The organism is Comamonas sp. NLF-1-9, from assembly GCF_019195435.1.
In the GTDB taxonomy this organism is placed as follows: Bacteria; Pseudomonadota; Gammaproteobacteria; order Burkholderiales; family Burkholderiaceae_C; genus Comamonas_C.
Window position 1 is genome coordinate 451931 of record NZ_CP078069.1, and the last position, 26104, is coordinate 478034.

Here is a 26104-nt window from a genome sequence, read left to right on the forward strand (position 1 = left end):
TATTATTTCTGCTGAATCTCGCTGCGACTGCCGGGTGTCGCTTCGCAGGTTTGCGCAGCGTCCTGCAGGCGCTGCATCGCCCAGTCGGCCTGTGCCTCCCGCTCATGCAAGGCCGCCCACTGCGCCGAGGGCGGCACGCGCGCGTCCAGCAAATAAAAGCACCATTGCCTGCCCTCAGCCTGCAGTAAAACCGGCGCGCCGCTGGCAAGCGCCAGGTGTTCTGGCCCGCGCCGTGCCGACCAGCGCCCCTGCGCCAGCTGCAGCCGCCAGCCGCCCCAGAGCGGCTGGCCTGAGCGGGTGCCGCTGCCCAGCACCAGCCAGGCCTGGTCCTCGCCCTCGCGCGTGAACTCCAGCCACGCCATCGGCCCGGCGGGTAGTGGGCGCAGTTCACCGCGCAGCTGCTGCGGCCCAAGCTGCGCGGGCAGCTCCATCGGCCAGGGCTGAATGCGCAGCGCGCCGGCGCTGCCCAGTGGTAGCAGCATGCGCTGCCCGTCCAGTTGCGGCTGCGCCGGCGCCGCTTGCAGCGGTTCGCCCGCGCGCAGGCCGCTCAGGCGCAGCGGCGCGCCTTGGGCGGGCAGGGCGCTGGCGCCGGCCGCTAGTGCCAGCGCAAGGGCGGCGGACAGGCGGACGGGGCGGCCATCGCCGGCTGTCGCCCTGCGCATGCGGGACGCGGGCTGACTGCCCCGGGCGTTCGCCGCGCTCACTGGCGCCAGCCGCTCGGTGTACTGGTTTCGACGATCCATTGCCGCGGGTGACGCGGTGCGGGCGCCGGGGTGTGCGCGCTCTTGTTCAGGGTTTGCAGCGGCGCGCCGTTGTTGCTGCCGCTGTAGTAGCGCGAGAAGGGCAGCACCAGGTTGTCCCAGTCGTTGAAGTCGGTCAGCACCTGGCCTGCGGGGCAGTCTGCGTAGCCGCCGAAATTCTGCGGGTTCAGGCACAGCGCATAGGGCGCGGCGTCTTGCACGCCGTTGTGGTTCCAGTCGGCAAACGCGCCCGGGTCGCTGCCGCGCCCGAGGTTCAAACCCTCGTGCAGTCGCGCGGTATCGAGCGGCTGGCCGCTGCCGTCGGAATAGTCCAGCCTGAAGTCGGCCGTGCAGGGCGAATTGCTCACCGTCACCACGCCGGGCGGGTTGCCGCCGGGGCGCTCGCACAGCACGTAGCGCCGCGCGCTGCCCTCGTCTTGGGTGTCGAGCAGGTAGCGCTCGGCCGCGCGCGCGTCGGTGAAGGAGGCACTCAGCCCCGTCATCTGGTGCAGGTAGTTCATGATGCTCAGGTAATTGGGCTTGTAGTTGGTCATCAGGTCGTCGCCGCCGTGGCCCAGGCCCAGGTTGTGGCCGAACTCGTGCATCAGCGTGCCCGCCTGGGTGTTGATCAGGCGGTGTTCCTGCGCCGGGGTTTGCGGTGCCGGGGGCGTTTCGGCGCCGGCCACGTCCAGCGAGCCCAGCGTCACGATGAAATCGTTGCCATAAAGCTCGGCAAGGCCCGACGAGCCCGGCGAGCCGTCGGCTTGTTGCGAGTTGCCGAAGATCGCGTAGTGAAACACCAGGCGTCGGCGCAGGTCGAAGCCCTCGCTCTTGTAGGCATGGATGCTGCGGCAGCCCTCGGGCACCGTGCCTATCCAGCCATAGGGGTCGAGCTTGGATGGCACGGCCAGGCAGGGGTGAAAGGCCACCTCCTTGCCGCCGCCCAGGTTGAAATCCGCCGGGCTGAAGTCGGGCGCGTACAGCGCGCCCACATCGATGTGCAGCGCATAGGGTTTGCCGCGCGTGGGGCTGCGGGCAAAGGCATCGACCACCTTTTGCAGCGCTTCCTTGCGGGGTCTGAGCATGGGGTCGTGGCGACCGTCGCCCGGGTCGGCCATGTAGTCGATCTGCATGAAGATGCCGCGCTGGCCCGCGCGCGCGCCCATGGCGTACAAGTCGAGCCCGCCGTAGCTGCCGCCGGGCTGCTTGGCGCTGTCGGGGATGCCGTCGCCATCGGAATCGATCACGCCCGCGGCCACGTCGTTCACGCCGGCCGGCGTGGCGAAGTTCACCTGCGCCCAGTGGCTGGCGCCCTGCCCCAGCGTTGGCGGCGCGCCCTGGGGCATGGGCCGCACGATGGAGCGGCCATAGGCCAGCTTGCCCGCGGGCAAGGCCGCCAGGTTGGGGCCGCTCCAGGCGCCTTCGCTCAGCGGCGCGGTGCTGCTGTCGCCAAAGCGCACGAAGTCGGCGCTGGCGCCGCCCTGCACCAGCTCGACGAAGCCGCTGCTGCCCCACCATGGGCTGAGCGCGCCGTCCTTGACGTGAACGATCTGATCGGTGTCGTGCGACCAACTGCTCACCCTGGTAGCGGCGGCCAGCACCAGCAGGCCGTGGCTGGGCACGCTTACGTCGGGCAGCGCGAAGGTGTGCGGCTGCGCGGGGTCCTGCGCCGCCTCACCGTCGCTGGCGCTGGTGCGCAACTGGTAATCGGCCAGACGCACAGGGTAGCGCGACGGGTTGTAGATCTCGACCCAGGCGGCGTCATCGGGCGCGCCGTTGGCCGACACTTCGGAAATCACCAGAAATCCGCCGCTGTCGCCGCAGGCGGCCAGCACGCATGCCAGAAGCGGGGGCAGCAGCCAGGAGCCAAGGCGCGGGCGGCTGGCGCGGGCAGGAGAAGAGGGCATGCGTGTCTGGCCTTTCGGGGGCGGGTTTGGGGTGCTGGCTGCAGCCCGATAGCTGCCGGCTTGCAGCAGCCAGCGCCCGGCGTGGTAACGCAGTGTAAGCGAATGTAGGGCGGCGTCGGCGAAGGGGGCGCGCCGGGCGTCAGGCGCCGATTGCGGCCGGGCAGGCGGTTTTGCACCGACGCCAGAGAATAGGCATCAAAAGTGCCTCTGGCGCTTTGCAGGCAAGCGCTTCCAGCTCTATTTTAAGTAGCGAAACCGCGAGCACACGGCCCGGCGAGCCGCGCGGCGCCCGCTCTTCAGCGCTGCTGCACAGAATGCCCGGCCGCCGTCGCCGCAATGCCCAGCAGCCCGGCCACTGCCAGCACATACCACAGCGGCGCGGTGCTGGCCACGGGCGTGAACAACCCCATGGCCGACAGCACGATGCCCGCCACGGCCGCCAGCGCCAGCGCCAGCAGCACGCAGCCCGCTGCAAAAGTGAAGTTGCGCACCTGCCCCGAGCGCCCCGCCATCGCCAGCAGCACGAAGCCGGTGATGGACAGCAGCGGAAACAGCGCCCACAGCGCCATGTCCGCCGTTGCCGGGGCCAGGCCCAGCGGCGCCAGCGCCAGCACCGCGCCGCAGAACACCCCCAGCGCCATGACCAGCGCGCCAAAGACCATCAGAACCATGATTTGCCCTCCGCCCTGCCAAGCGCCCCGCAGGGCACGACGCCGTGGATTGTGCCTGCCGCCGCCCGCGCTGCCCAGCTCAGCGCGTGGCGGTTTGCGCCGCGCCCAGAGCCTGCACCATGGCATCGAGCGCGCCGTCCAGAAACTGCGCCCACGCGGTGATGTCGGCCAGCGCACCGTAGTGCATCCACACGTCCGCGCCCGCCGGATGCGGTTGGTGCTGCACGACCACGCCAAAGACCACGACGTCCTCGCCGTCCTCGTCCGGCACCACGACCTGTGCATGGGCGGCGGTGCCGGGCAATTGCAGGGTGACCGCGTTGTTGCGCAGCCGCACCTGCTCGCGCTGCTCGGGTGTCAGCAGGTGAAAGTAGCGTGCGCGCTGCGCGATGGCGGCAGCGCCCGCTGCGGCCTCATCCGCCAGTTGCAGCTCCAGCGTGAAGCGCGAGCCCCACAGCGCGTCCCAGCCGTAGCGGTCGGCCTGAAACCAGAGCGTGAGCGCCCCGGGCCCCGCCGGCCGGGTGTAGGCCAGCGTGCCCGAGGCCAGCGGCTCGAAACCGCGCGCCTGCAGCGCGGGGCCAAGCGCGCGGCGCAGCTCGGCGTAGAGTTCTCGCGAGGTAATCGTCATGCACTGCCTCCTGCACCGTGGTCATGCGAGGGCGAGCGGGCAGCAGCCTGCGCCGCCCCCACCGCCTTGCGAAAGATGATCATGTGGCGCGCCAGTTTTTCGGTATCGCAGGTGGGGCACAGCAGCCGACTGCCCTTGCCGCTGGTGAGCACCAGCCAGTTGGACTGGCAGGTTTTGCAGGGAAAGACGCTGCAATGAAAGCGCATGAAGGGTTGCAGCCGTTCACAGACATGCGCTGGCACATGCAGCGACAACTCGGCAAACTCATGCACGCTGTACTTGTTGGGTAAGCCGAGATACTCCAGGCCCTTGAGCGCATGCAGGGGCTGCAAGCCCAGCCTTGCGGGGCGCGGCCCCAGATTCAGCCATTGGAGCCGGGTCAGCGCCGAAAGCGGCTCGAAGCTGTCCACCACATGCACGCGGGATTCGGCGCTGACGAAGCCCAGCCCCTCCAAGGTGCTCAGGTGGCGCAGCGGCTCCAGGCTTTCAATCTTGCGCAGGCCGTCAAGCTGCAACCATTTGAGTGACTTCATTTGCGCCAGCGGCGCGATGGATGAAACGCTGGCTGATTCGCCGAGATGAAAGTACTGCAAGTCCCGAAGCCGTGTCAGCGGCTCCAGCGATTCAATGCCGCTCCATTTGATGTACAAGCCAACCAGCCCCGGCATCCGGCAGGCCGCATCAAACAGCGGCTGCGGCACGCGGGTCATGAAGTACAGCCAGCGCACTTGGGTCAGCGTCGGCAGCAACTCACACCATTGCTGCACCAGTGCCGCCTGCTTTTTGGCCGGCAAGTCGGTTTGCGTGCAGGCGATGCTCAGGCGCTCCTGCCCAGCGTAGTCGGACGGATCCCGGATGGCCGCGGGTTGCAGGCTGCGCTGCGGCTCTCGGGCCCAGATTTCGCGGACTTTGGTGTAGTCCCGGTCGTTGTCACAGCCAATGACCTGGCGTGCTTGCGCCATGGCGGCTTCGAGCTCGGGGTTGGACTTGGCGGGTTTGGCTGGGGGTGGCATGCAGAGGCATCAAAAAATATTCGGCGAGCTACACGCGGGCGATGATTGGTGTTGTGTTCCACACGGATCGACGAGGAGCCGGATGAAGCGATGCCAATTTTCATACAGTCTATTTTTTGCGCTTGGGGCAGTCTAAGTACGGCTTGGCTGCGCCACCAGCTTCACGCCCAACGCTCCACACACGCGGGCGATGGTGTCAAAGCGCGGATGGCTGCCGGGGCGCAGGGCCTTGTAAAGCGCCTCGCGGGTCAGCCCGCTAGCCCGCGCCACCTCGGTCATGCCGCGAGCGCGTGCAATTGTGCCCAGCGCATCAGCCAGGCCCGCAGGGTCGTTCTCTTCAATCGCCAGCGTGAGGTAAATGGCAATGTCCTCTTCGCTCTTCAGGTACTCCGCAGCATCGAACACGGGCAGGTCAGAGATCTTGATTTTTTCGGGCTTCTTCATCGTTCACTCCTCAAGGGTTGCAGCCAAAGTCTGCGCGGCAGCAATGTCAGCCTGCTGGGTGGACTTGTCGCCCCCGCCCAGCATCACAATCAACACCGCGCCGCGCTGAACGTAGTACATGCGCCAGCCAGGGCCAAAGAACTCGCGCATCTCAAACACGCCTTCGCCTACATGCTGAACGTCACCCAGCAGCCCGCGCTGCGCCTTCTCCAGTCGACGAACAAGGCGACCTCGCGCCACCCGGTCTTTCAAGCCATCCAGCCAGCCAGAAAACTGTTCCGTGCGCTGAATCGTGTACATGGATTAATTGTAATCGTTCGTTCATTATTTGTCAACGATTGTTCACGCATCCACAGGGCCGCAGAAGTACCATCTAACGGGCAAGCTCAGTTGTCGGCAGCCCGCGAAGCGGAATGGCGGTCAACTGCAGCGCAATGTTAGATTTTTCGACGCAGTGCATTCATGAATTCCTCTGCTGTGACGCCTGCTTGCTTGAGGGCTCCGGCCAACGTGCCGACTTTCAGCTCGCGATGATTGGGTACGACACAGCCGGATGCGCCGCGACGCAGGACTATGTGGCTGCCACGTCGTCGCGCAACAGAGAAGCCCAAACGTTCCAGCGCACGGACTGCTTGGGTGCCCGAAACATGGGGCAGCTCAGGCATGCGCAGGAAGTTCGAACGTCGTCACCAGAGGGCGCCCAAAGGCTGCCGACGGGAACTCTTCCACATACAGTTCGGTGGCTTCCCGAAGGTTCGCCAACGCTTCCTCGACCGTTTCACCTTGCGATGTGGTGCCGGTTTCCGGATTCAGGGCCGTGAAGCCGCCTTCAGGGGCTGGCAGAAGGACAGCGGTGAAAAGCATGGTGTGCTCCATGGATAGTGGTCGTTCCATTGTAGGTAATTTGCGCCAATCTAACGGGCGAGGTAAGCCGGCCGCCGTAGGCGGATCGGCTTGACCGAAATGTTAGACCCGACGCTTGGAAAGGCGCGGGTGCTACGACGATGATAGCTGCTAGCGCTTGCTACGCAAGGGTTAGGGGCCAAAATAGCTTGAAACTGGTGCAAGGTATGCAGGCGAAGCCTGGCGCAGCGCCAAAACCCCAGCGAATATACGCTTGAGAAAGACGAAACGCTGGAATGAATAGCGGCCTGCATAAAGCGGAATATGAAGGGCCTAACGGCTGAGTTCAGCCGACGCCGTAGGCGGTCGGCTGCGACGAAATGTTAGACCCGAACGCCAAGAAAGGGAAACCCCAACTTGACGACGGGCACGAACTGCGAAAAAGCGCTGCGCCACGGAGGCGGCGCAATGCTTGCAAAAAGATAGCTGCTAGCGCACGCTGCGCAAGCGCTGGAGGCCAAAAAGGCTTGAAACAGGCGCAGCACCCCAAGGCGAAGCCCGGCACGCGGCAAAACACCCAGCGGATAAACGCTTGAGAAAATAAATGCCGGTGAATAAAGCATGGGCTTGAATAAAGCGATTTCTGAGCGGACTAACGCAAAGGTAAGCGGCGGCGGTACGCCGTCCGCTTGACCGCCGTGTTAGACGGCGGCACCGTGCAGTATGACTGCGCCAGCCCGCTGCGTGCTATGTAGTGTGCGACGCACACGCGACTTGCCAACGACGCAGACGCAAAAGACTGGTGGGGCAACGGCAGGAATCTCACCTGCATATCTTCGTGGTATGAGCACGACGAGGATTGCATATACACCTCTCAGCCCGTTGCCCCGTAAACTGATTTACGGCGATGCGATGACGCATCGCCGCCCTCTAACTGGAATTAGACGACGCTCTTGGAGCGCCTCCTTGAACAATAACATGCCGCAACATCCGCCCACCCTCTCGTAAACCCGGACTTGTCTTTCATTTAGGCAAACCTAAAATTTTGCGGATGGATGTCTCAAGCTCCCTTCCGCCAGATGGCGCTGCGGCCCCACCCAGGCCACCCAAGCTGCTGGAGCGCATGCGCACCCACCTGCGCACGCGCCATTACAGCTACCGCACCGAGCAGGCCTATCTGGATTGGGTGCGACGTTTTATTCTGTATCACAACAAGCGCCATCCGCAAGAGATGAGCGCACGAGAAGTGGAGGCATTCCTGAGTCATCTGGCGGTGGATAGGCAGGTGTCGGCCTCTACCCAAAACCAGGCGAAGGCGGCGATCCTGTACCTCTACCGGCAGGTGTTGGGCGTTGAGCTGGCTTGGCTCGATGAAGTGGTGCAGGCCAAGCGCCCGCGCCGGCTGCCGGTGGTGCTCACACCCGCCGAGGTGCGGTTGCTCTTGACGCACATGGATGGCACGACGGGGCTGATTGCGCAACTGCTTTACGGCACGGGCATGCGGCTGATGGAGGCGCTGCGCCTGCGCGTGAAGGATGTGGAGTTCGCGCGGCGCGAGATCGTGATCCGCGAGGGCAAGGGTGACAAGGACAGGGTGACGGTGCTGCCCGAGAACCTGATGCAGCCTTTGCGCGCGCAGTTGCACAAGGCGCGGGCGTTGCACGAGAAAGATCTGGAGGCGGGGCTGGGGCGGGTGAATTTGCCGCACGCGCTGGCGGTGAAGTATCCGAACGCAGACCAGGCCTGGGCGTGGCAGTGGGTGTTCCCCTCACCGGTGCGCGGGGTGGACCCGCGCCCGGATGCGCGCACGGGCGAGCATCTGGAGCGGCGCCACCACGTCTACCCCGAATCGGTGCAGCGGGCGGTGCGCGAGGCGGCAAAGCGAGCCCAGATGGTCAAGCCGGTTTCGCCGCATGTGCTGCGCCATTCGTTTGCTACGCATTTGCTGCAATCGGGCTACGACATTCGCACGGTGCAAGAGCTGCTGGGCCACGCGGATGTGAGTACGACGGCGATCTACACGCATGTGCTCAACAAGGGCGGGCGGGGCGTGTTGAGCCCTCTCGATGCCTTGTAATCGCAAGGCATCGAGAGGTGTTCAGCCCTCCGCATACCCCGGATTGGGCAGTCCCCCCGTCAGCCTGGGCGGATTGAGCTTGCGCGGCGCCACCTTGCCGCCGCGGGCCTTCAGCCATTGCTCGACCTGGTCCCAGACCATGGGGTTGCCGGCCTTGGCGGCTTCTTCGGCCACGGGGGCCCAGCCGGCCACCTTGTAGGTTTTGTTCGGGTCGATCAGTTCGCCCTTCAGGCGCATGTCGCTGATGCGCTGGCCCATGTCGGCCGTCGGGTCGCAGGCGTAGGCCAGGCCCCCCACGCGCACCATGTCGCCGCCCTGCTGGTAGTAGGGGTCGGGGTTGAAGAGGTTGTCGGCCACGTCTTCCAGCACGGTCTTGATCATCTCGCCCTTCATTTCGGTCAGCGTGGCGTAGCTGTAGGTGGTGGCGGTCATGTCCATCAGCCATTCGCGCGTGATGGCCTGGCCGGGCAGCAGCGTGGTGCCCCAGCGAAAGCCTGGCGAGAAGGCCAGGTCCGCGCCTTGCACCTCCATGAGCGCATCGACGATGAGCTGGTCGCCCGTGCCGTTGAAGTTGCCGCGGCGGTAGAGCAGGCCTTCGGTGACGGCGAGTTGTTCGGCCAGCTTGGCTTCGTAGGGCGCGCGGATTTTGGTGATGAGCGCGTCCATCTCCTTGTCCGCCGGCAGCATGTTGGCAAAGATGGGCAGCAGCCGGTAGCGGAAGTCGGCGAGCTTGCCGTCCTTTACGTCAAAGTCGATCACGCCGAGGAACTTGCCGTTGCTGCCGGCGTTGGTGACGATGGTCTGGCCGGACGGGTTCTTGACGATGGTGGGCACGGGCATGCCGTCGTGGGTGTGGCCGCCCAGGATGGCGTCCACGCCGGTGACGCGGCTGGCCATCTTCAGGTCCACGTCCATGCCGTTGTGGCTCAGCACGATGACGAGCTTGGCGCCCTTGGCGCGCGCCTCATCGACCATCTCCTGCAGGTGCTCGTCCTGGATGCCGAATTCCCAGTCGGCCACCATGTAGCGCGGGTTGGCGATCGGCGTGTAGGGGAAGGCCTGGCCGATGATGGCCACGGGCACGCCGTTGATCTCGCGCATCGTCCAGGGCTTGAACACCGGGTCGCCGAAGTCGGTGGTCTTGACGTTCTGCGCCAAAAATTCGGTCTTGCCCGCAAGGTCCTTGTCGATGATTTCCTTGACGCGCTCCATGCCGTAGGTGAATTCCCAGTGGCCGGTCATGATGTCCACGCCCAGCAGCTTGCAGGCGTCCACCATGTCCTGGCCCTTGGTCCACAGCGCCGTGGCGCTGCCTTGCCAAGTGTCGCCGCCGTCGAGCAGCAGCGCGCCGGGGCGGCTGGCGCGCAGGCGCTTGACCAGCGTGGCCAGGTGGGCAAAGCCGCCGACCTTGCCGTAGCGCTCGGCGGCGTGGTCAAAGTCCAGGTAGGTCAGGGCGTGCGCGGTGGGCGTGCCGCTTTTCACGCCCACGGCCTTGAGCAGGTGCTCGCCCACCAGGTGGGGCAGGCGGCCCTTCATGTCGCCCAGGCCCAGGTTCACGCTGGGCTCGCGAAAATGGATCGGTTTGAGCTGCGCGTGGCAGTCGGTCATGTGCAAGAGCGAGACGTTGCCGAACTTCGGGATGTCGTACAGGCCATCGGCCGCAGTGGCGGCGCTTGCGTGGCTGTAGCTGCCCAGGCCCATGCCGGCGGCGCTGGCGGCGCCCAGGACTTGCAGGAATTCGCGTTTGGTGAGGTTCATGGTGGGATCCTTCAGGCAAAGAGAACGGCCCTGGCGGCGATGGCCGGGGTGGTGCTTCACCCCCATCCATCGCGGCCAGGGCCGCTTGCGGCGCAAGGCCTGCTTATCGGTTCACGGGAGACTTGGGGTCGAGCAGCAGCGCCACGATGTCGGCCACCTGCTTTTGCGTGAGGATGCCCTTGTGCCCGGCGCGCGGCATGTTGGAGCAGGCGTTGTAGGCCTTGCTGTTCCAGATCTTGCCCCAGGTGTACCTGACCATTTCCTGCGCTTGCGGGCTGCTTGGGTCGCTCACGCCCTTGGCCTGGGCGTAGTGGTAGAGGCTGGGGCCTATGGTGCCGTAGGAGATTTCTTCCTTGGTGATCTGGTGGCAGTTGTAGCAGTTGCCGCCGTTGGCGGCGTCGGCCTTGTCCGTCCAGGTGCGCCCGCGCCCGCTCTGGGCGATCTTCTCGCCGGACTTCCAGTCGCCCAGGTATTTGCCGTCGGCCGGCCACTGGATGGTCTTGAAGTTTTCTGCTTCCAGCGCGCGCATGGTGGCCGCATCCAGCGGCGTGCCGCTGACGTCGGCCTGGTTGCAGGCCTTGAGCGTGGCGTCGGTTGCCAGCGCTTGGCTGACCTTGACGATGCCCTTGTCGTGAAAGCTCTGCTGCACCATTTGCTGGGCCATGGCGTCCAGCTCGGCGGCGCTGGGCGTGCTGCTGGCGGCGCCGTTGCTGCCGGCGCAGCCGGCGAGAGTGGCAAGCGCCAGGACGCTGGCCGCGGTGATGAGGGCTTGGCTTGGCTTCATGTGGGTGGTCTCCGGTTCAGCGCTTGATGGCGGGCACGGCCGAAGCGGCGCCCTTGGCGTTCACGCCCATGTACACGCCCAGCGCCACGGTGATGGGGCTGGCGTAGCCGGGTTCAGGAAAGCGCTGCTGGCGGTAGCAGTCGTTCAGGCGGTGCTGCATGGTCCACATCTGGCCGTTGGAGACGCGGTAGGCCGGCCAAGCGGCAAAACCCACGCCGTCGCCCGGGTTGCCGGTCAGCTTGGGCAGGTCTTGCAGGCGGATGCGCTTGTCGTCTTCGCCGTGGCAGGTGGCGCAGGCAAAGTCGTGCGAGCCGCCGCGCTGAAAGAAGGCGCGCTTGCCCAGCTCATAGGCCACGCGCTCTTGCGGGTGGCTCTGGGGCAGGTTGAACTTCATGCCCTTGGACTGCGCTGCTACCCAGGTGGCCAGCGCGGTGACGTTGGCGCGCTCGCCCTTGCCCCATTGACCGTTGACGACTTCCTTGGGGTCTATGCCTTGCAGCGTGCTCATGCAGGTGACCAGGCGCGACTCCAGATCCTGCACCTGGTTGGTGTCGGCAAAGTAGCGCGGCAGTTGCACGAACACGCCCTTGGTCACGCCCGCGCCCAGGCCCAGGTCGCATTGCTGCAGCGAGGCGTTCTTGGGGCCGCGGGCCTTCTTCCAGAGCTCTTCGCCCTTCATTTCATACAGTTCGGCGGGGTTGCCGTCCTGCAGCATTTCACGGTATTCGTCTATGGCCTGGGTGGTGGTCTTCTGGGCGTGCGCCAGCGTGGCGGCGCAGGTCCAGCCCACTGCCATCGCAAGCACGGTCAGTTTGGCGAGTTTCATGGCTTGTCTCTCATTGCTTTTCTTTGAATGGTGAGGGGCCGCGGGCCCCTTCAAGGCGCAGGCCCTGGCGGTCAGGGCGGCGAAGCTGCAGCGCGGCGGCGCCGGCAGGAGGGCGCAGGGCTATCAGGAGACCGTGGCCTCGTCGGTGCGCGTGTCGCCCTTGCTGTCCTTCCAGGTGATGCTGATCTTGTCGCCGGCCTTGCCGCCCTTGACGGTGAACTGCAGGAAGGGGTTCTTGGAAATGGCCGGGCCCCATTCGCAGGAGAAGACCTGCTTGTCGTTGAGCTTGGCCGTCACCTCCTGGATCCACCAGGCGGGAATCTTGTTGCCGGAGGAGTCCTTGCGCTGGCCGGACTCCATCTCGTGGGCCATCAGTATGCGCACCAGGACGTTGCCGTCCTTGGCCTGCGCGCGAATCCGCATCGGGTCACCCATGTCTATGCTCCTTGATCGATAGCTTGATTACGTGGTCGGGCTAGCCCATCAGCCGCCGCAGCCGCCAAGGGTGACCTTGACTTCCTTCTTGGCGAAGTAGGCCTTGTTGTCCTTGGTGATGGCCACCGCATAGACGTCGGAGGTCTCGCCCATCTTGCTGCGCGTGGCGAAGTTGGCTTCCACCTCGGGCGTGACGTCAAACACGGCGGCCAGCGCGAAGGGGTTTTTCTCGACCAGCAGCACGAGTTGCTTGACGTCGGGCAGCTTGGTAGACAGCGCGAAGGGTACGACGGCGCCGTTTTCCGCGATGTCTGGCGCGGTCAGGGTGACGTCGCCGCTGGCCACGGGGTCGCCACTCACGCCCAGGGCCTTGAGCGCGCCGTTCACGCCATTGACTTCAAAGGCCGCCTTGTTGAAGGCCAGCGCGCTCTGCGGCAGAAGGCCGGAGCCGGCGGCCAGCGCCGCGACGGCCGCGCTCTGCTTCAGGGTTTGCCTGCGGGTTTGCATCGTGTCATCTCCTTCAAAGAATCGGATATTAATAGGCCTGTTAAAAGATCTGGTTCTATATAAATAAACGCCGAGCGCCGCATTCTGCGCCTACTTGCCGCCGCCTGCAGCCAGCCACTCGGCGATCAGCTTGATGTCGGCGGCGGGCGCGTCCTGGGGCGGCATGGGCGTGTCGCCCCAGACGCCCGAGCCGCCCGCGCGGATCTTGCTTTGCAGGTAGTCGGTCTTGCCCGCGTACTTCTGCGCGATGTCGGCAAACGACGGCCCGACCAGCTTGCCCTGCATGTTGTGGCAGCCGGTGCAGCCCAGTTGCTGGGTGAGTGCGATGGCGCGGGCGTGCGGGCTGTCCTCGCCCGCCGGGCCGACTACCTTGACCGGGCCGGCCGCGTCGCCCAGCTTGCCTTCGGGCCGGGTGGTGTCGGCGCCGCGCTGCGGGCCGACGGTGCGGTTTTGTTCGCGCAGATTGCCCCAGACGTTGCGCGCATGCGCGGGCAGCTCGGAGCTGATGGTGGGCGCGCCGCCGCAGTCCTTCATGCAGGCGCTGGCCTGGGTGTCGGGCTTGAGCTTGCCGGCGCCGAACTCGTTGCCCGGCCACAAGGCGTGCTGCGTGGTCATGCCCTTGCGGTTGGGCAGCTTTTGCTGCACCTCGGCCATGTTCTTGTCCGAGAGCACGAAGTCCGCGGGCACGATGTCGGCCAGGTGCAGCAGATAGGCGGTGGCCGCATAGACCTCGTTGGTCGAGAGTGACTTGGGGTTGTCCCAAGGCATGGCGCGGCGGATGTAGTCCCAGAGCGTGGAGACCGTGGGCAGCTTCATGAAGGTGGTGCGCCCGGGGTAGTCCGGGCGCTGCAGGTTGGCCACGTGCCCGCTCTTGATGTCGTCCGCCGAGGTGCCGCCGACCAGCGGGTTGAACACCGCGTTGGATTCGCCAAAGATGCCGTGGCAGGTGGCGCAGCGCGCTTCCCACAGGTCTTGCCCGTCGTCGACCGAGCCGCTGCCCGCAGGCAGGCCCTGCAAGTCGGGGCGCACGTCGATGTCCCAGGCGGCCACTTCGGCGGGCGTGGCGTCGCGCCCGATGTTCGGGAACTTGCCCTGGGCCCAGGCGGGCAGGGCGAGCGCGGCCGCCAGCAGGCCGGCGGCGAGGGCGTCACGCAAGCTGGACATTTTTTACCTCGCCGTTTTCTTGCACCAGCCAGGACTGGATGGCGTTGTTGTGGTAGATCGAGCGCGAGCCGCGCACCGCGCGCAATTGCTTGTAGCTGGGCTGCACGTAGCCGGTTTCGTCCATCGCGCGGCTTTGCACGATGGCGGGCTTGCCGTCCCAGACCCAGTCGATATTGAAGCGCGTGAGGCATTTGTCGAGCACCGGCGCTTCAAGCCGCGCGCTGCGCCAGTTGCGCCCGCCATCGACCGACACGTCCACCCGCTTGATCTTGCCGCGCCCCGACCAGGCCAGACCCGTGATGTTGTAAAAGCCCGTGGCGAGCAGCACCTGCCCGCCCGAGGGCGTGCTGATCACGCTCTTGCATTCCTGGATGCTGGTGTATTGGCGGTGCTGGCCGTCGGGCATGAGGTCGATGTAGTGCACCGCCTCGTCCTTGGTCGCCCAGGGCTGGTCGCCCAGTTCCACGCGGCGCAGGTACTTGACCCAGCTCACGCCCTGCATGCCGGGCACGACCAGGCGCAGCGGGTAGCCGTTTTCCGGGCGCAGCATCTCGCCGTTTTGGCCCCAGGCGACGAGCACCTCGCCGCTCTTGACGAGCTCGATCGGAATGGTGCGCGTCATGCTGGAGCCGTCTGCGCCCTCGGCCAGGATGAATTTGCCTTTTTTCAGGTCGGCGCCAGCCATCTCCAGCAGGGTGATGAGCGGCACGCCGGTGTATTCGCAGCACGAGAGCATGCCGTGGGTGTATTGCGCCGTGGGCACGGCGACGTTGCCCCAGTTCATGCCAGTGTTGGCGCCGCATTCGATGAAGTGAAAGCGCGAGACCGCAGGCAGGCGCATGAGCTCGTCCATGGTGAAGACCTTGGGGCTCTTGACCAGGCCGTTGACCATGAAGCGGTGTTGCTGCGGGTCGATGTCCCACCAGCCCTGGTGATGGCGCTCGAAATGCAGGCCATTGGGCGTGACGATGCCAAACAGCGACTGGATGGGCGCAAACGACACCGATGCCTGGTTGGTTTGCGTCAGGCCCGGGCTCTGGCGGCGCTGCACGTTGCCCTCGTACTGCGACGGCTGGCCGTAGGGGTGCGCAGCCACCGGCTGGCCCAGGCTGGTGCTGTGGCGCGGCAGCTTGAGGATGGCCGGGTCGCCCTCGCCCGTGGCTGCGGCAGGCTGCGCCAGTGCCTGCGTGGCCGCGCCGCCGGCCAGCGCAGCGGCAAAGACGTCGCGCAGGAAGCCGCGCCGCCCGGCGCCTGCGCCGCCGGTCTGGATGGCGCGGATGTCCGCCTGCGTGAGGAAGTTTTCCGGTGCCTTGCGCACGCTGCCCCGGGTCATGCTGGCGGGTGCCGGTTGGAGCTCGATATCTGTCATGGGGCTGCTTGCAAGATATTCGTACCGGCTTATTTAAACATGGTTCAACGCCGTCCTGCTTGGGGCTAACCCTTGGATCTGTCTCGCACTTGATCGCGGCGCTTGCGCCCTATTTGAAGTGGTAGTAGGACTGGTTGAGCCAGGCGGCAATATCGGTTTCTTCTTCGGGGAAGAGGTTCAGGTTCAGCCCGGTGTTGCATTGGCCCACCTGCTTGCGCAGTTGCGCCACGTCGTGGATGAGCTTGCCGGGGCGGTAGATGTCCCGGCCGTCGTTGCCCCATTTCTGGGCGTGGCAGGCATCGCACTGGCGCTCTTTCACCAGGGCCTCGCCCTCGTGCGGGTTGGCGGCCTTGAAGGCCTCGGGCGTCTGCGCCAGGGCGGGAGCGGCCAGCAGCAGCGCGGCTGCGAGCAGGGCGGCCAGCCTGAGCGCTTTCAAAAGCGTATTGAATACTACTAAATTGCTAGCTGTAAGCGCTTGGTACATCTGCGTCATGGCCGTTTTTTACCTTGAAATGGCGGCACGTGCCGTCTCCAGCCGGCGCTCCAGCAGGGCGGAGTAGAAATCGTTGTCCCCACCCGCCAGGCGCGGCGCCAGCTCTTGACCGCCCTGGCCCAGAAACAGCAGCGTGGGTGCCACGCTCACGCCCCAGGCGCGCACCTGGGCATCGTGGTTGCTCTCCTGCCCCTGGGCGTCGCGCAGCGCCTGCGCGTCGCGCATGTTGACCTGCACCACCGCCAGGCCTTCGCGCTCGTGCATGGGTGCGAGGTAGTTGTTGCGCACCACCTCGCAAAAGGGGCAGCCGTGCAGGCTGACCATGACCACCAGTGGCTGGCCGTGCGCGAGCGCCGCCTCGATCTCGCGCGGCAGATTGGCGGCGAGCGGCAACTGTCGCCGCGCGCCTTGCGCCTGCACTGCGCCCCACCAGGGCGCTGCGCCGAGGCAAACCAGCCCTGCCAGCACGCGCCGGCGCCCGGCAGAAGTGCAGCGCAGGACGCACGCGTTCATTGGGCTTCGCGCTCCATCAGGATGTAGGTGTTGTAGGCGTTCATGCGGTTGGCCGCGCCAAACAGCGGCATGTGCTCATACTGGCTCCAGTCGGTCGCCTGGTAGGCCTCGTCAAACGGCGTCATGTCCTCGGCCGCCTGGCCCATGGCTTTGCGCAGGTAAGCGAGGTAGTCGCGCGTGAACTGCATGTCCTTGCGCGCATCGTGCGAGATCGCGCCGTGGCCCGGGATGACGACCTGCGCGCCGAGCTTGAGCAGCTCGTCGAGCGCCTTGATCCAGTGCCCGCTGTCGGCCTCGCCCACGTAGGGGATGCGCCCGCGAAACACCAGGTCGCCCGAATACAGCACCTTGCGCGCCGGCAGCCACACCACCAGGTCGTCGGGCGTGTGCGCCGGGCCGACGGGGATGATCTCGATCTTGGTGTCGCCCACGCTCAGGCTGGTCGGGGCGTCTATCCACTGGTCCGCCGCCACCAGGCGGGTGTCTTCGTTGATCCAGGGTGCAAGCTCGGTGCGCGAGGCCTGCAGGCGCAGCCGCGCGGTGTCCGAAAACAGGTATTCGCGCCCCTGCTGCTGCGCGACGATGCGCGCGCCCAGCGCCTTGAACACCTGCAGGCCGTAGATGTGGTCCGCGTGGTAGTGGGTCAGGACCACGTGCGAGATCGGCTTGGGCGTGAGCTTGCGGATCTGCGCCACCAGCCGCTCGGCCAGCGCGGGCGAGCCCAGCGCGTCGACCACCACCACGCTGGTGCTGGTGACGATGAAGCCAGCGTTGGAGATGAAGTTCTGGTTCTCGCCCGAGCCCATCTCCGACAGGCCTTGTACGTACCAGCAGCCGCTGGCGGCTTCCTGCGCCTGCATCTCGGGCAGGGCCGCGAGCGCCGGCAGCGCCAGGCCCGCGCTGGCCAGCAGGCCCAGGCGCAGCAGCCCGCGGCGGTTCAGGGGATCACGGAATCTGGTCAGGTCATGCATGGGCCACCACCGTTGGTTCGTCACATTGTGTACGGCTTCGGTGCGGCTTGCAGCAGGGCCGCTCAGGCGCCGGCGTCGGGTTCGGACTCGGGCTGGTTCAGGAAGATGGCCAAGGCCAGCAGCGTGATGCAAAAGCGAAAGGCCGAGGACTGGCCGTTCCATTCGTGCGACTGCCACATCAGAAACCATTCGCCGCCGACCACCATGAAGCCGCCAAACCACAGCACGAAGCCGGCCAGGCAACCGGCGATCGCCCACTGGCGCGCGCGCGTGAATTCGCGCGCACTGGCATGCCGCGCGCGCCACATCGCCCAGGCGCCACGCGCGAGCAGCGCGGCGGTGAGCAGCTCCAGCGCGATGATCAGGAGATAGGCGGCGTGCCACAAGAGCGGCGTGTCGATCGCGCGCCAGCGGGCGCTGCTGCCGGGGAAGATGGTGTCCATGGCCAGCACGTGGCGCACGAAGGCGAAGTTGGCGCCGTAGTCGGTGAGGTTGTTGAGGGCCACCAGCGCGGCAAACAGCGCCAGCGTGGCGCTCATGAGCACCTTGGCCGAGCGTGTCATCAGCATGGCGGCCATGATAGGGCGGCCTGCTGCGGCAGCCGGGCCTGGCAAGCCCCTATTGCGACAAGACCACAAGGCCGTTAGGGTTGCGCGCTTGCATGCCCCGCGCATGTCCACACCCTCCAAGGAGACCCCATGCCGATCAACAGGCACCGCCGCCACCTGCTGCAAGGCCTTGCCGCATTGTCCGCCGCCGGCCTTGCCACACGGGCGCTGGCCGATGGCAGCTGCGCGGTGTTCACGCGCGAGAGCCAGGCACAGATTACGCCCGCTGCCGCGCTGCAGCGGCTGCAGGAAGGCAATGCGCGCTTTGTCGCGGGCAAGAGTGTGCATTGCGACCTGATGCAGCAGGTACGCCAGACAGCGGGCGGGCAGGCGCCGTTTGCCGCAGTGGTTGGCTGCATCGACAGCCGCGTGCCGCCCGAGCTGGTGTTTGACCAGCGCATCGGCGACATCTTTGCCGCGCGCGTGGCGGGCAACATCGTCAACGACGACATCCTGGGCAGCCTGGAATTTGCCACCCAGCTTGCCGGCGCGCGGGCCATCGTGGTGCTCGGGCATACCGAATGCGGCGCGGTCAAGGGCGCGGTAGACGACGCCAAACTGGGTCATTTGACCGGGCTGCTGGCGCAGATTCGCCCGGCGCTGACCGCGCTCAAGTACGAGGGCGTGCCCAGCTCCAAGGACGCGGCGCTGGTGCAGCGCGTGGCCGAACGCAATGTGCACGACGCGATGGCGCGCCTGTTGGGCTCCAAGGTGCTGGCCGCACGCGTGGCTGCGGGCGAGCTCAAGATTGCCGGCGCCATGCACGACGTGGCAACGGGCAAGGTGCGCTGGCTGGCCTGAGGCGCCGCAAAGAAAAATGCCGCCCCGGAGGGCGGCATTCTTGTCGCTGGCGGGCGGCGGATCAGGCCAGTTGCGCGTGCATCTCCTGCACCGAGATCACGCCGAGCTGGCGCATGCTCTTGATGCCTTCCACCGCGGCCTCGGCGCCGAAGATGGTGGTGATCGTCGGCACGCGATTGGCCAGCGCGCTGGTGCGGATCGCGCGGCTGTCGGCAATCGCGTTGCGCCGCTCTTCCACGGTGTTGATGACCAGGCTGATCTCGCCGTTCTTGATCATGTCCACCACGTGCGGGCGCCCTTCGGTGACCTTGTTCACCGTCTCGCAGGCGATGCCCGCCTGGGTGATGGCCGCGGCCGTGCCGCGCGTGGCGATCAGGCTGAAGCCCATCGCGGCCAAGCTGCGCGCGATCTCGACGGCTTGCGGCTTGTCGTGGTTCTTCACCGTGAGGAAGACCTTGCCCACGCTCTCGCCCTCCTTGGGCGGGTGCGGCAGGCGCTCGCCCGCGCCGATCTCGGCCTTGATGTAGGCCTCGCCAAAGGTCTTGCCCACGCCCATCACCTCGCCGGTGGATTTCATCTCGGGGCCGAGGATGGTGTCCACGCCGGGGAACTTGACGAAGGGGAAGACCGCCTCTTTCACGCAGAAGTAGGGCAGTTTGGGCTCCTCATGGATGCCCTGCGTGGCCAGCGTGTCGCCGACCATGCAGCGCGCGGCCACCTTGGCCAGTTGCACGCCCGTGGCCTTGCTCACGAAGGGCACGGTGCGGCTGGCGCGGGGGTTGACTTCCAGCACGTAGATCACGTCCCTGGTGCTGCCGTCCTCCTGCGCCTGTTCCTGGATGGCGAACTGCACGTTCATCAGGCCGACGACTTGAAGGCCTTCGGCCATGGCGGCGGTCTGGCGCTTGAGTTCGGCCACGGTCGCGGCCTTGAGGTAGTAGGGCGGCAGTGAACAGGCCGAGTCGCCCGAATGCACGCCGGCCTGCTCGATGTGCTCCATCACGCCGCCGATGTAGACCTTGCCATCGCTGTCGCGCACCGCATCGACGTCGCATTCGATCGCGTCCGACAGGAAGCGGTCGAGCAGCACGGGCGAATCGTTGCTCACCTTCACCGCCTCGCGCATGTAGCGCTCAAGACTTGCCTGCTCGTGCACGATCTCCATCGCGCGCCCGCCCAGCACGTAGCTCGGGCGCACGACGAGCGGGTAGCCGAGGTCGGCGGCCTTGGTGAGGGCTTCGTCCTCGGTGCGCGCGGTGGCGTTGGGCGGCTGGCGCAGGCCGAGCTTTTGCAGCAGGTGCTGAAAGCGCTCGCGGTCTTCGGCCGCGTCGATCATGTCCGGGCTGGTGCCGATGATGGGCACACCCTCGGCGGCCAGCGCCAGCGCGAGCTTGAGCGGGGTCTGCCCGCCGTACTGCACGATCACGCCCGTGGGCTTTTCCTTGTCCACGATCTCGAGCACGTCTTCGAGCGTGAGCGGCTCGAAGTACAGGCGGTCCGACGTGTCGTAGTCGGTGGACACCGTCTCGGGGTTGCAGTTGACCATGATGGTCTCGTAGCCGTCCTCGCGCATGGCGAGGGCCGCGTGCACGCAGCAGTAGTCGAACTCTATGCCCTGGCCGATGCGGTTGGGGCCGCCGCCCAGCACCATGATCTTCTTCTTGTTCGTCGGCTCGGCCTCGCATTCTTCGTCGTAGCTTGAATACATGTAGGCGGTGCTGGTGGGAAATTCGCCGGCGCAGGTATCGACGCGCTTGTACACCGGGCGCACGCCTTGCGCGTGGCGCGCAGCGCGCACCGCCTTTTCGCTGGTCTTCAGCAGTTTTGCAAGCCTTCTGTCGGAAAAGCCTTTGCTCTTGAGCGCCAGCAGCTCTTCTTTTGATAGCTTGCTGACCGCCTGCTCGCCGTGCTGCTCGGTGTGTTTGTCCAGGTCGAGCTCGATCTTGACGATCTGCTCGATCTGCGCGAGAAACCACGGATCGATCTTGGTGAGCTGGTGCACCTCGGCAAGCGACAAGCCCATGGCAAAGGCGTCGCCCACGTACCAGATGCGCTCGGGGCCGGGCGCGCCGAGTTCTTTTTCGAGCAGCTCGCGGTCCTGCGTCTTCTCGTTCATGCCATCGACACCCACTTCCAGCCCGCGCAGCGCCTTCTGGAAGGACTCCTGGAAGGTGCGCCCTATCGCCATGACCTCGCCCACGCTCTTCATTTGCGTGGTCAGATGGCTGTCGGCCGCGGGGAATTTCTCGAAGGCAAAGCGCGGCACCTTGGTGACCACGTAGTCGATCGAGGGCTCGAAGGAGGCGGGCGTGATGCCGCCCGTGATGTCGTTCCTGAGTTCATCGAGCGTGTAGCCGACCGCGAGCTTGGCCGCGACCTTGGCGATCGGAAAACCCGTGGCCTTGGAGGCCAGCGCCGAAGAGCGGCTGACGCGCGGATTCATCTCGATCACGATCTGGCGCCCGGTCTTGGGGTCGACCGCGAACTGCACGTTCGAGCCGCCGGTATCGACGCCGATCTCGCGCAGGATGGCGATGCTCGCGTCGCGCATCACCTGGTATTCCTTGTCGGTGAGCGTCTGCGCGGGAGCGACGGTGATCGAGTCGCCGGTGTGCACGCCCATGGGGTCGAGGTTTTCGATCGAGCAGACGATGATGCAGTTGTCCGCATGGTCGCGCACCACTTCCATCTCGAACTCCTTCCAGCCGAGCAGCGACTCTTCGATCAGCAGCTCGTGCGTGGGCGAGGCTTCCAGGCCGCGCTTGCAGATGGTCTCGAACTCCTCGGGGTTGTAGGCAATGCCCCCGCCCGTGCCGCCGAGCGTGAAGCTCGGGCGAATCACCGCCGGAAAGCCGACCTTGCGCTGCACGGCCCAGGCGTCGTCCATGCTGTGGGCGATGCCCGAGCGCGCTGATTCCAGGCCGATGCGCGTCATCGCGTCCTTGAACTTGAGCCGGTCTTCGGCCTTGTCGATGGCCTCGGGGCGCGCGCCGATGAGTTCGACGCGGTATTTGTTGAGCACGCCGTTGCGCCACAGGTCGAGCGCGCAGTTCAGCGCGGTCTGCCCGCCCATGGTGGGCAGGATGGCGTCGGGGCGCTCCTTGGCGATGATTTTTTCTACCGTCTGCCAGGTGATGGGCTCGATGTAGGTGACGTCGGCCGTCGCCGGGTCGGTCATGATGGTGGCGGGGTTGCTGTTGATCAGCACCACGCGGTAGCCCTCCTCGCGCAGCGCCTTGCAGGCCTGCACGCCGGAGTAGTCGAACTCGCAGGCCTGGCCGATGATGATGGGGCCGGCGCCGATGATGAGAATGGTCTTGAGGTCTGTACGTTTGGGCATGGTGCTCTGGTTCTAGGAATTTCGTGGTGCGCCGGCGGGGCGCTGGGCCAGGCGCTCAAGGAGCTTGCTGGCGCGCTCGGGCGGCAGGTTCTTTTGCATCAGTTGCAGCAGGCCGTCGCCCTCGACGAGGGGGCGCAACACGGCGGCTTCGGCTTCGTGGAATTGAACGTCCCAGGCCTGCAGCGTCTCGTCGAAGGTGGCCTCGTCCCAGGTCTTGCCCTTGGCCACCAGCGTGACCAGCGGCATGGCCTTGCGCTCGATGAAAGCCTTCTTGTAGGGCTTTTGCTGCCAGCGCTCGGTGAACCAGGCGCGCTGGGGCGGCTCGAGCGTGAGCAGGCGCCGGGCGATGGCCTTTTCCAGCATGGCCTGGGGAAAGCTGAAGAGTTTCATGCGGGTTGCGCGCCGCGCGGCTTCACTGCGCCTGCGCCGCCTGCATCAGGCTGGCAAAGCGGTCGAACAGGTAGTCCACGTCGTGCAGACCGGGCGAGGCTTCGGGGTGGCCCTGGAAGCTGAACATCGGCTTGCCCCGGCACTGCATCCCTTGCAGCGTGCCGTCGAACAGGCTCACGTGGGTGGCGTTCAGGCTCTCGGGCAAGTCCTTCATGTCCACCGCAAAGCCGTGGTTCTGGCTGGTGATGGCCACGCGCCCGCTCTCCAGGTCCTTGACCGGGTGGTTGGCGCCGTGGTGGCCGTGCGTCATCTTGAAGGTGCGCGCGCCGCTGGCCAGCGCCATGATCTGGTGCCCCAGGCAGATGCCGAAGACGGGGATGTTGCTCGCCATGATCTCTTTGACCGCGGTCACCGCGTAGTCGCAGGCGGCGGGGTCGCCAGGGCCGTTGGACAGGAAGATGCCGTCGGGCTGCATCGCCAGCACCTGGGCCGCCGGGGTCTGGGCCGGCACCACGGTCACGCTGCAGCCGCGCTCGGCGAGCAGGCGCAGGATGTTGCGCTTGATGCCAAAGTCGTAGGCCACCACGCGAAAGCGCGGCTCGGCAAGGCTCCCATAGCCCTTGCCCGGCTGCCATTTGGTTTCGCTCCATTCGTAGCTCTCGCGCGTGCTGACCACCTTGGCCAGATCCATACCGCTCATGTCGGGCACCGCGCGGGCGGCGGCGAGCGCGCTTTCGATGTGCTCTGGCGTGAGGGTTTCGCCCTCGGCCAGCGCAAGAATGGCGCCGTTTTGCGCGCCCTGTTCGCGCAGGCGTCGCGTCAGGCGCCGGGTGTCGATGTTGGCAATCGCCACGGTGTTGCGCTGGCGCAGGTAGGCGGGCAGGGTCTGCTGCATGCGCCAGTTGCTCGCCAGCAGCGGCAAGTCCTTGACCACCAGGCCCGCGGCATGCACCCGGGCGGATTCGTTGTCTTCCTCGTTGGTGCCGTAGTTGCCGATATGCGGATAGGTCAGCGTGACGATCTGGCGGCAGTAGCTCGGGTCGGTCAGGATTTCCTGATAGCCGGTCATCGCGGTGTTGAACACCACTTCACCGCTGGTGCAGCCGCTGGCACCGATCGAGTTGCCCTGGAAGACCGTTCCGTCGGCCAACGCCAGGATGGCGGGCGGGAAGGTGTGCTTGAGAGACGAAAGCAAGGGGTTCTCCGAAAAAAGTTCGGGTCGCCCGGTCGCGCTCGGAATGAAACAGACACCCTGAGCACGTTTGGTTGAGCTTGCTTTGGATGCTGCCGGGCGACTGTTTTATTGGAAAAAGCCGCCCATTTTAATGCCAGCGCCGCGCCCGTGTGCGCGCCGGCGCAAAACACCCGCCCAGCGCGTGAAGCGGCGACAATCCCGCCCATGACCACGCCCCTGAATGCCGACCCGGCAGAACTTGAGAAATTTTCCGAACTGGCCCACCGCTGGTGGGACGCCGAAGGCGAGTTTCGCCCGCTGCACCAGATCAACCCGCTGCGCCTGGCCTGGATAGACGGCATTGCCACGCTGGCCGGCAAACAGGTGCTGGACGTAGGCTGCGGCGGCGGCATTCTGGCCGAGGCCATGGCGCAAAGCGCCGCCGAGGTCACCGGCATCGACCTGGCCAGCAAGCCGCTGCGCGTGGCCCGGCTGCATGCGCTGGAGGCGGGGGCGGCCAATGTGAGCTACCGCGAAATCAGCGCTGAAGCTCTGGCGCAGGAAAGCCCGGCGGCCTTCGACGTCGTCACCTGCATGGAGATGCTCGAGCACGTGCCCAATCCGGCCTCGGTCGTCGCCGCCTGCGCGCGCCTGGTGCGCCCTGGCGGCTGGGTGTTCTTCTCCACCATCAACCGCAACCCCAAGTCTTTTGCCTTTGCCATCATTGGCGCGGAGTACGTGCTCAAGCTCTTGCCGCGCGGCACGCACGAATGGAACAAGTTCATCACGCCGGCCGAGCTGGCTGCCGCCTGCCGCGCTGCGGGCCTGGATCTGCGCCACACGCGCGGCATGCAATACAACCCGCTCACGCGGCGCTACTGGCTCGATGCCGACACCAGCGTGAACTACCTGTTTGCCACCCAGCGGCCGGCGGCATGAGCGGCGCCGTGTTTGCGGGCGTGCGCGCGGTGCTGTTCGATCTGGACGGCACGCTGATCGACAGCGCCCCCGACCTGGGCGCCGCAGCCGAGCAGATGCGCCTGGCCCGTGGCCTGGCGCCGCTGGGCGTGGCCAGCTACCGCGCGGCCGCCGGCATGGGCGCGCGCGGCATCCTGGGCGTGGCCTTCGGCGTGACGCCTGAGCAGCCCGAATTTGCCGCGCTGCGCGACGAATTCCTGGACCGCTACGAGGCCTGCATCCACGACAGCACCGAGGTGTTCGACGGCGTGCAGCCGCTGGTGGACGCGCTGCGCGCGCGCGGCCTGCGCTGGGGCGTGGTGACCAACAAGCACGAGCGCTTCACCCGCCTCATCGCCGCGCGCATGCCATTGTTTGCCAGCAGCAGTTGCCTGGTGAGCGGCGACACCACGGCGCACCTCAAGCCGCATCCGGCCTCGCTGCTCGAAGCCTGCCGGCGCCTGGGCCTGAGCCCGGCGGAATGCATCTACGTCGGCGACGACGAGCGCGACGTGGTGGCCGGCCATGCCGCTGGCATGCGCACCGTGGCCGCGCTCTACGGCTACCTGGGGCCGGGCGCGCAGGCGCTCCAGTGGGGCGCGCAGGCGGTGATCGAGCGGCCGATGCAGTGCCTGGATTTGCTGGCTTGAGAGCCTGTACGCGAGTGGGTGCCTGATTTGCTCCCTCCCCCTCTGGGGGAGGGCAGGGGTGGGGGCAAGGGGCGCCGAAAATTGCAACGCCGCTTGCAGCCGGCGAGAGCCCACGCAAAGGAAGCGCAGCCGGCCCTCACCCCAACCCTCTCCCAAAGGGAGAGGGAGCAAAACCCGCGCGGCTCCTCCCTCCCCCTCTGGGGGAGGGCAGGGGTGGGGGCCAGCGGCGCCGAAAATGCCAACGCCCCTTGCAATCAGCGAGAAGCGATGCAGTGGAAGCGCAGCCGGCCCTCACCCCAGCCCTCTCCCAGAGGGAGAGGGAGCAAAAACCAGAGCTGAAAGCGCAAGCCAGACAAGGGATGGAGTCGAATTTTCCTCAAAATCCAGCAGCCATTTTCATAGCAGCTGCGCCACCCGCTGCCTCAGCGTGGGCAGCAGCTCGGCCTCGAACCAGGGGTTGTGCTTGAGCCAGCCGTTGTTGCGCCCGCTCGGGTGCGGCAGCACCAGGGTGTGCGGCCACCAGCGCTGCCATTGCTGCACCGCCTGGGTCACGCCGAGGCGGCGCGCCTCGGGCAGGTGCCAGGCCAGCGCGTACTGGCCGATCAGCACGGTGAGTTCGATCTGCGGCAATTGGTCGAGCAGGCGCCGGCGCCACAGCGGCGCGCATTCCGGGCGGGGCGGCGCGTCGCCCGAGCCGTGGGCCGCGCGGCCGGGGTAGCAAAAGCCGATGGGCACGATCGCGACCTTGGCCGGGTCGTAGAAGTCCGCCTCGCTGATGCCCAACCACTGGCGCAGGCGCCGCCCGCTCGCGTCGTCAAACGGGATGCCGCTTGCATGCACCTTGATGCCCGGGGCCTGGCTGGCCAGCAGGATGCGCGCGCCGCGGCCGGCCTGCAGCACGGGGCGTGGGCCCAGCGGCAGAAAGGGCGCGCAGACGGTGCAGGCGCGGATCTCGCGCAGCAGCGCGTTGAGCGATCTTTGGGAAGCCATGCGCGCATTGTCCGGCGCGCCGGCGCGGGCGGGCCGCTACCATCGCCCTTG

29 protein-coding genes are annotated in these 26104 nt (G+C 66.4%); 4 read left to right on the plus strand and 25 right to left on the minus strand.

Features of this window, described 5'->3' with window-relative positions; translation table 11 throughout:
• Positions 1-2 precede the first annotated feature (2 nt).
• From KUD94_RS02145 to KUD94_RS02190, 10 genes are all read right to left on the minus strand, one after another.
• Positions 3-743, minus strand: a complete 741-nt coding sequence (locus tag KUD94_RS02145) for a hypothetical protein (RefSeq protein ID WP_218238272.1) — start codon at positions 741-743, stop codon at positions 3-5.
• The gene (locus tag KUD94_RS02150) at positions 701-2647 is read right to left on the minus strand and encodes a lamin tail domain-containing protein (protein ID WP_218238273.1); all 1947 of its coding nucleotides are present in this window, start codon (positions 2645-2647) and stop codon (positions 701-703) included. Before KUD94_RS02150 ends, KUD94_RS02145 begins: the two co-directional genes overlap by 43 nt.
• A 296-nt stretch (positions 2648-2943) precedes the next feature.
• Entirely contained in the window at positions 2944-3318 is a 375-nt protein-coding gene (locus tag KUD94_RS02155) for a hypothetical protein (RefSeq protein WP_218238274.1), read from the minus strand.
• A 79-nt stretch (positions 3319-3397) separates the two neighbouring features.
• Entirely contained in the window at positions 3398-3946 is a 549-nt protein-coding gene (locus KUD94_RS02160; protein WP_218238275.1) for a hypothetical protein, read from the minus strand.
• Positions 3943-4959 (minus strand): hypothetical protein, encoded by a 1017-nt coding sequence (locus tag KUD94_RS02165; protein ID WP_218238276.1) that lies wholly within the window; start codon positions 4957-4959, stop codon positions 3943-3945. Before KUD94_RS02165 ends, KUD94_RS02160 begins: the two co-directional genes overlap by 4 nt.
• A 132-nt stretch (positions 4960-5091) precedes the next feature.
• On the minus strand, positions 5092-5403 hold the full coding sequence (locus tag KUD94_RS02170; protein WP_218238277.1) for an addiction module antidote protein: 312 nt from the start codon (positions 5401-5403) through the stop codon (positions 5092-5094).
• Positions 5404-5406: 3 nt separating this feature from the next.
• Positions 5407-5703, minus strand: a complete 297-nt coding sequence (locus KUD94_RS02175; protein ID WP_218238278.1) for a type II toxin-antitoxin system RelE/ParE family toxin — start codon at positions 5701-5703, stop codon at positions 5407-5409.
• A gap of 137 nt (positions 5704-5840) precedes the next feature.
• Positions 5841-6068: a type II toxin-antitoxin system HicA family toxin gene (locus tag KUD94_RS14870; protein WP_218238279.1), complete on the minus strand. Its 228-nt coding sequence runs from the start codon at positions 6066-6068 to the stop codon at positions 5841-5843.
• Complete coding sequence (locus KUD94_RS02185) at positions 6061-6267, minus strand: type II toxin-antitoxin system HicB family antitoxin (RefSeq protein ID WP_218238280.1); 207 nt, start codon at positions 6265-6267, stop codon at positions 6061-6063. The genes KUD94_RS14870 and KUD94_RS02185 overlap by 8 nt, the downstream gene beginning before the upstream one ends.
• Positions 6268-6629: 362 nt before the next feature.
• The gene (locus KUD94_RS02190; protein WP_218238281.1) at positions 6630-6869 is read right to left on the minus strand and encodes a DUF1010 domain-containing protein; all 240 of its coding nucleotides are present in this window, start codon (positions 6867-6869) and stop codon (positions 6630-6632) included.
• Positions 6870-7297: 428 nt separating this feature from the next.
• Here KUD94_RS02190 and KUD94_RS02195 point away from each other — a divergent pair, with 428 nt between their 5' ends.
• Positions 7298-8323 (plus strand): integron integrase, encoded by a 1026-nt coding sequence (locus KUD94_RS02195; RefSeq protein ID WP_218238282.1) that lies wholly within the window; start codon positions 7298-7300, stop codon positions 8321-8323.
• A 21-nt stretch (positions 8324-8344) separates the two neighbouring features.
• On the opposite strand, the gene soxB is transcribed toward KUD94_RS02195, so the two are convergent.
• From soxB to KUD94_RS02250, 11 genes are all read right to left on the minus strand, one after another.
• A complete protein-coding gene (gene soxB, locus KUD94_RS02200) occupies positions 8345-10081 on the minus strand; it encodes a thiosulfohydrolase SoxB (protein ID WP_218238283.1) in 1737 nt (578 codons plus the stop codon).
• Between the two features lie 103 nt (positions 10082-10184).
• Entirely contained in the window at positions 10185-10865 is a 681-nt protein-coding gene (gene soxX, locus KUD94_RS02205) for a sulfur oxidation c-type cytochrome SoxX (RefSeq protein WP_218238284.1), read from the minus strand.
• 16 nt (positions 10866-10881) lie between these two features.
• Positions 10882-11661 carry a sulfur oxidation c-type cytochrome SoxA gene (gene soxA / locus KUD94_RS02210; RefSeq protein ID WP_255569292.1) on the minus strand — a complete coding sequence of 260 codons (780 nt, stop codon included), beginning with the start codon at positions 11659-11661 and terminating at the stop codon, positions 10882-10884.
• 153 nt (positions 11662-11814) lie between these two features.
• Positions 11815-12126, minus strand: coding sequence for a thiosulfate oxidation carrier complex protein SoxZ (gene soxZ, locus KUD94_RS02215; protein WP_186764633.1), 312 nt, complete (start codon positions 12124-12126; stop codon positions 11815-11817).
• Positions 12127-12174: 48 nt separating this feature from the next.
• Positions 12175-12633 carry a thiosulfate oxidation carrier protein SoxY gene (soxY, locus tag KUD94_RS02220; protein ID WP_218238286.1) on the minus strand — a complete coding sequence of 153 codons (459 nt, stop codon included), beginning with the start codon at positions 12631-12633 and terminating at the stop codon, positions 12175-12177.
• A gap of 90 nt (positions 12634-12723) precedes the next feature.
• The gene (locus tag KUD94_RS02225; protein WP_218238287.1) at positions 12724-13797 is read right to left on the minus strand and encodes a c-type cytochrome; all 1074 of its coding nucleotides are present in this window, start codon (positions 13795-13797) and stop codon (positions 12724-12726) included.
• Positions 13781-15166, minus strand: a complete 1386-nt coding sequence (soxC, locus tag KUD94_RS02230; RefSeq protein ID WP_255568967.1) for a sulfite dehydrogenase — start codon at positions 15164-15166, stop codon at positions 13781-13783. Before soxC ends, KUD94_RS02225 begins: the two co-directional genes overlap by 17 nt.
• A 109-nt stretch (positions 15167-15275) precedes the next feature.
• Positions 15276-15659: a hypothetical protein gene (locus KUD94_RS02235; protein WP_218238288.1), complete on the minus strand. Its 384-nt coding sequence runs from the start codon at positions 15657-15659 to the stop codon at positions 15276-15278.
• A 9-nt stretch (positions 15660-15668) separates the two neighbouring features.
• The gene (locus KUD94_RS02240; protein ID WP_255568968.1) at positions 15669-16172 is read right to left on the minus strand and encodes a hypothetical protein; all 504 of its coding nucleotides are present in this window, start codon (positions 16170-16172) and stop codon (positions 15669-15671) included.
• Positions 16169-17143: an MBL fold metallo-hydrolase gene (locus KUD94_RS02245; RefSeq protein ID WP_255568969.1), complete on the minus strand. Its 975-nt coding sequence runs from the start codon at positions 17141-17143 to the stop codon at positions 16169-16171. Before KUD94_RS02245 ends, KUD94_RS02240 begins: the two co-directional genes overlap by 4 nt.
• A 62-nt stretch (positions 17144-17205) precedes the next feature.
• The gene (locus KUD94_RS02250) at positions 17206-17712 is read right to left on the minus strand and encodes a DUF2165 family protein (protein WP_218238289.1); all 507 of its coding nucleotides are present in this window, start codon (positions 17710-17712) and stop codon (positions 17206-17208) included.
• 129 nt (positions 17713-17841) lie between these two features.
• Here KUD94_RS02250 and KUD94_RS02255 point away from each other — a divergent pair, with 129 nt between their 5' ends.
• The gene (locus KUD94_RS02255; RefSeq protein WP_218238290.1) at positions 17842-18552 is read left to right on the plus strand and encodes a carbonic anhydrase family protein; all 711 of its coding nucleotides are present in this window, start codon (positions 17842-17844) and stop codon (positions 18550-18552) included.
• 61 nt (positions 18553-18613) lie between these two features.
• Here the strand turns inward: KUD94_RS02255 and carB are convergent, their stop codons facing one another.
• The 3 genes from carB to carA are packed head-to-tail and all read right to left on the minus strand — an operon-like array spanning position 18614 to position 23477.
• The gene (gene carB, locus KUD94_RS02260) at positions 18614-21892 is read right to left on the minus strand and encodes a carbamoyl-phosphate synthase large subunit (RefSeq protein WP_218238291.1); all 3279 of its coding nucleotides are present in this window, start codon (positions 21890-21892) and stop codon (positions 18614-18616) included.
• Positions 21893-21904: 12 nt separating this feature from the next.
• Positions 21905-22282, minus strand: coding sequence for a hypothetical protein (locus KUD94_RS02265; protein WP_218238292.1), 378 nt, complete (start codon positions 22280-22282; stop codon positions 21905-21907).
• 22 nt (positions 22283-22304) lie between these two features.
• Positions 22305-23477 carry a glutamine-hydrolyzing carbamoyl-phosphate synthase small subunit gene (carA, locus tag KUD94_RS02270; RefSeq protein ID WP_218238293.1) on the minus strand — a complete coding sequence of 391 codons (1173 nt, stop codon included), beginning with the start codon at positions 23475-23477 and terminating at the stop codon, positions 22305-22307.
• Between the two features lie 204 nt (positions 23478-23681).
• Here carA and ubiG point away from each other — a divergent pair, with 204 nt between their 5' ends.
• Positions 23682-24395: a bifunctional 2-polyprenyl-6-hydroxyphenol methylase/3-demethylubiquinol 3-O-methyltransferase UbiG gene (gene ubiG, locus KUD94_RS02275; RefSeq protein ID WP_218238294.1), complete on the plus strand. Its 714-nt coding sequence runs from the start codon at positions 23682-23684 to the stop codon at positions 24393-24395.
• A complete protein-coding gene (locus KUD94_RS02280; protein WP_218238295.1) occupies positions 24392-25063 on the plus strand; it encodes an HAD family hydrolase in 672 nt (223 codons plus the stop codon). Before ubiG ends, KUD94_RS02280 begins: the two co-directional genes overlap by 4 nt.
• Positions 25064-25459: 396 nt before the next feature.
• On the opposite strand, the gene KUD94_RS02285 is transcribed toward KUD94_RS02280, so the two are convergent.
• The gene (locus KUD94_RS02285) at positions 25460-26053 is read right to left on the minus strand and encodes a uracil-DNA glycosylase family protein (protein ID WP_218238296.1); all 594 of its coding nucleotides are present in this window, start codon (positions 26051-26053) and stop codon (positions 25460-25462) included.
• Positions 26054-26104 lie beyond the last annotated feature (51 nt).